The sequence below is a fragment of the Mesorhizobium sp. M7A.F.Ca.CA.002.09.1.1 genome (assembly GCF_003998555.1).
Taxonomy (GTDB): Bacteria; Pseudomonadota; Alphaproteobacteria; order Rhizobiales; family Rhizobiaceae; genus Mesorhizobium; species Mesorhizobium ciceri.
Genome location: NZ_RZRR01000595.1, coordinates 1 through 3,586 on the forward strand (window position 1 = coordinate 1; position 3,586 = coordinate 3,586).

Genomic DNA, 3,586 nt, shown 5'->3' on the forward strand with positions numbered 1-3,586 from the left:
GCCCGGACGCGAGAAAGCTGATCCAGAAGGTCAGCCCGAACGATTTCTCCAATGAGAAAAATCCGTTCGGCACGTATCAGGAGATCGAAATCGGCATGGGCCTGGCTCGCGCCCACCGCGTCACCTATGTCGGCGAACTCGGCTGGGAGCTCTATGTCTCGACCGACCAGGCGGCCCATGTCTTCGAGGTGGTCGAGGAGGCAGGTGTGGATGTCGGCCTGAAACTCTGCGGCCTGCACACGCTGGATTCCTGCCGCATCGAAAAAGCGTTCCGGCATTTCGGCCATGACATCACCGACGAGGACAATGTGCTGGAAGCCGGCCTCGGCTTCGCGGTGAAGACCGCCAAGGGCGACTTCATCGGCCGTGACGCGGTGCTGCGCAAGAAGGAAGCCGGCCTGTCACGCCGGCTCGTACAGTTCCGGCTGAAGGATCCGGAACCCCTGCTCTTCCATAACGAGGCGATCCTGCGCGACGGTAAGATCGTTGGTCCGATAACGTCTGGCAATTACGGCCATCACCTCGGCGGCGCCGTCGGGCTGGGCTATGTGCCTTGCGAGGGCGAGAGCGAGGCGGATGTGCTGGCGTCGTCCTATGAGATCGAAATCGCCGGCGAGCGTTTTGCGGCGGAAGCCTCGCTGAAGCCGATGTACGATCCGAAATCGGAGCGGACGAGGATGTAGTGCCTTCTCGCCTCCCCCTTTGTGGGGGGGAAGGAAGGGAAAGTCGCCCTCTCAAAACCTTTCCAGCTTCCCTCGCACCTTCGCCAGAAACGCCGCCCTTGTCGCCGGCGTCGAGGCATCCATCAAATAGTGCGCCAGGAAAAACGTCCGGCAGCGCGTGGCGCACAGCGCCCGCATGCCGCGCAGCAGGGTCTTGCGTCCCGGCTGGCCGACGACGACGCTCCACCAGGTCGGCGCGCCGCAGGTGGTGATGACGCCGACCTTGGTTACATGCGTCATCAGCGACTTGATCCGTCCCTTGCCGGTCGGCAGCTTGAAGGCGACGTCCGTCGCCCACACCCGGTCGAGCCAGCCCTTCAGCATCGCCGGCAGTCCGTACCACCAGGTCGGATAGACGAACAGGATCGCTTCGGCCCAGTTGAGCAGTTCGAAATGCGGCTTCAGTGCCGGGTCCTGCGGCGCCTGGTCATTGTAGGAGCGCCGCTCGTCGCAGCCCATCACCGGGTCGAATTTCTCCGCATAGAGGTCGAGCAGCCGCACCTCCCAGCCTCGTCGCATCAGCACGTCGATGGCAGTGTCGCGGATGGCGGCGCAAAAGCTCTCGGGTACCGGATGGCAGTAGACCACCAGTGCGCGCATCAGAACTCATCCATGCGGGCCGCGACCTTGGTCGTGAAAGCCTTGCGCGAGCCGTCGGTAGACAGGTTCATCGCGTAGTGCGCGAGGTAGGTCACCGGCGCGCCCGGTTTGACGGTGGCGCGCAGCATCCGCTTGATCAGCCTGCGCGGCGGATCGCCCATCAGCAGGGCGCGGAACCGGCTGCCGCCGTAGGTGGTCACCGCCGCAACCTTGCGAATGTTGTGCAGCGACGGCTGCGCCTTGCCGTCGACCAATTTGAACGACACGCCGGGCAAGAACACGCGATCGAAAAAGCCTTTCAGGATCGCTGGAAAGCCATAGTTCCAGACGGGATAGGAAAGCACCAGCGCATCGGCGCGCAGCAGGCGCTCGACATAAGGCGCGACAGCGTCGGCGGGGCCACGTGGGTTGTGGTAGTCCAGCCGCTCCTGGCGCGTCAGTCGCGGATCGAAACCCTCGGCATAGAGATCGCAGTCGTCGACCGTATGGCCCGCCGCCGTCAGGCGCTCGACGATCATCCGGTGCAGGCCGGCATTGAAGCTGGTCTCGACCGGATGGGCGTAGAGGACGAGGATGTTCATCATCCTACCTTCTGCAGCCCCCTGAACAAAAAAGTCCGCCCGGAACGGTAGTCGTAGTCCGGGTTCTCCCAGGCGATCATCTTGCCGGGGTTGAGGAGCCCTTGCGGATCGGTCTGGCGCTTGAAGGCGAGTTGCACCGCGTCGGTCTGCTTCATGCCGCCCTCTTCCAGCGTGTAGCGATGCGGGTTGAAGATCGGGCAACCGTTCGCTTCATGCAGGCGCACGATCTCGTCGAGCCGCGCTTCGGTCGTGAACTTGACCAGCGGCAGGCCGAAGCAGGTAATGTTGCCGTCCAGCCGCACGAATTCGAGATGCGAGAAAACCTCGCCCGGAAACATCGCATCCATCTTCTCGACAAGCGCCAGCTGGTTGGGAAAGGGATAGAGCGACTGCAGATAGGTGATCGAAGGGTCGACGCGCAGCGCCCTCAGCGTGGTGTGGTTCCAAGCCAATTCATAGGCCGGCGGCAGGCCTTTTTTCTCATCCGGCGTCGCCGTGGCCGCATTGTAGATCACCTCGCCGCCGGCACGCCGGGTGAAGGCAAGAAAAGCGTCCAGCCCGGGCTGCGCCACCATGACGACGCAAATGCTCTGCCCGTCGCTCAGGAATTTCTGGTGCCGCTTGAAATAGAGCTGCGGCACGGGTGCCGCTATCGGCGTGATCAGCTTGGTCAGGATGCCATCCTGACAGGCCAGCGCATTGCCATAGCGGGCCGCATCCATGAAAGCGTCGAAGCCGACAATGACGTCGATCCAGTCATACGCCGCGGTCAGCGGCATCTCGACTTCCGATATGATGCCGTTGGTGCCGTAGGCATGGGTCACCTTGTGCAGATCCGCGCCGGTGAGCTCGAGCGCTTTCGGCTCGGCCTCCATGGTCACCACGCGCAGCCGAAGCACATTGCCGAAATCGCGCAACCCGCCGAAATTGATCGAGCCGATGCCGCCCGAACCGCCGGCGATGAAGCCGCCAATCGAGGCTGTGTTGTAGGTGGAGGGCGATAGCCGCAGTTCCTGCCCGGAATGCGCCCGCGTTGCCTTGTCGATATCGGCCAGGATCGCCCCCGGCCCGGTCACGACGCGACCCGGAGCGATCGACTTGATCTCGTTCATCTCGGCAAGGTTGAGCACGACGCCGCCGGAGAGCGGCATCGCCTGGCCGTAATTACCGGTGCCGCTGCCGCGCGGTGTCACCGGCACGCCATGACGATGACTGGCGGCAAGCACGCGGATCAGTTCGGCCTCGTTCTTCGGCGTCACGATCAGGTCGCCGGTGACATGGTCGAGCTGCTGCTTCAGCACCGGGCTGTACCAGTAGAAGTCACGGCTCTTCTGCTGGACGATGGCCGGATTGTCGTCGACCTTCAGGCCTTCGAGATCGCGTTTGAGCGCCGAAACATCCATCATTCCACCATCAGTTCGTCGAGTTCGGCATAATCTGGCAATTGGCGGTCGATCGCCTTGCCGCCGCGCACCACGATGCGATCCGATTCGGGCCGCGACAGCAATTCCGTCCAGCTTCGGCCTTTGAACACGATGAAATCGGCATCACCGCCGGCAGCCAGCGTGCCGAAGCCATCAAACCGCATCACCTTGGCCGGCGTCGCGGTGACCGCTTGCGGCCAGTCGGCGACCGGATGATCGAAATGCAGGATGCGCGTCGCCATGCGGTAGACCTCCAGCC

Annotated in this window: 4 protein-coding genes and 1 pseudogene; 1 reads left to right on the forward strand and 4 read right to left on the reverse strand. The window is 63.2% G+C overall.

All coding sequences use genetic code 11. The features are described 5' to 3' along the window. Positions 1 to 683 (forward strand): aminomethyltransferase family protein (locus EN994_RS22680; protein ID WP_164746086.1); only part of this gene is annotated, 683 nt, incomplete at its 5' end. 51 nt (positions 684 to 734) lie between these two features. Here EN994_RS22680 and EN994_RS22685 read toward each other — a convergent pair. The 4 genes and pseudogenes from EN994_RS22685 to EN994_RS22700 all read right to left on the reverse strand — a co-directional run. After that, the gene (locus EN994_RS22685) at positions 735 to 1,322 is read right to left on the reverse strand and encodes an NAD(P)H-dependent oxidoreductase (RefSeq protein ID WP_013531132.1); all 588 of its coding nucleotides are present in this window, start codon (positions 1,320 to 1,322) and stop codon (positions 735 to 737) included. Continuing rightward, entirely contained in the window at positions 1,322 to 1,903 is a 582-nt protein-coding gene (locus EN994_RS22690; RefSeq protein WP_063170260.1) for an NAD(P)H-dependent oxidoreductase, read from the reverse strand. The genes EN994_RS22685 and EN994_RS22690 overlap by 1 nt, the downstream gene beginning before the upstream one ends. Further along, positions 1,903 to 3,306, reverse strand: a complete 1,404-nt coding sequence (locus EN994_RS22695; protein ID WP_063168222.1) for an FAD-binding oxidoreductase — start codon at positions 3,304 to 3,306, stop codon at positions 1,903 to 1,905. Before EN994_RS22695 ends, EN994_RS22690 begins: the two co-directional genes overlap by 1 nt. Further along, positions 3,306 to 3,586: pseudogene (locus EN994_RS22700) on the reverse strand (amidohydrolase family protein); the annotation flags it as partial. The pseudogene EN994_RS22700 and the gene EN994_RS22695, both read right to left, overlap by 1 nt.

Excerpts from the sequence above, each read along its gene's own strand:
- EN994_RS22685 (WP_013531132.1), bottom strand. The coding sequence starts at position 1,322 with ATGCGCGCACTGGTGGTCTACTGCCATCCGGTACCCGAGAGCTTTTGC.
- EN994_RS22690 (WP_063170260.1), bottom strand. The coding sequence starts at position 1,903 with ATGAACATCCTCGTCCTCTACGCCCATCCGGTCGAGACCAGCTTCAAT.
- EN994_RS22695 (WP_063168222.1), bottom strand. The coding sequence starts at position 3,306 with ATGGATGTTTCGGCGCTCAAACGCGATCTCGAAGGCCTGAAGGTCGAC.